Annotated in this window: 1 pseudogene; it reads left to right on the forward strand. The window is 69.0% G+C overall.

The window, feature by feature from the left end:
- Positions 1-183: pseudogene (locus PUR61_RS00650) on the forward strand (cytochrome P450); the annotation flags it as partial.
- Positions 184-300 lie beyond the last annotated feature (117 nt).

The raw sequence follows: 300 nt of genomic DNA on the forward strand, positions 1-300 counted from the left end.
CCCGACGCGCCCGTCCCCCCCCACTCCGAGCTCCTGCCCGTCCTCGACTACCGACCGACCCCCCTCTTCATCGTCGGAGACACCCTCGACCGCTACACCCATCTGATCTCCCACAGCCAGCCCCACCTCCACGAGCACCACGTCCAGGAGCTCGAAGGAGGCGGCCAGCCGGCGGGTGTCTGACTGATCCTGGGCGCCCACCGCTCATCTGGCGTTGTCATGCCAGAGCGGGAAGACCCGGCGCTGGGCCGTGGTGAGGTTCATGTTGAGATCCACCTGGGGGGGCTGGGTTAGGCGGCC

The organism is Streptomyces sp. BE20, assembly GCF_036322525.1.
Taxonomy (GTDB): Bacteria; Actinomycetota; Actinomycetes; order Streptomycetales; family Streptomycetaceae; genus Kitasatospora.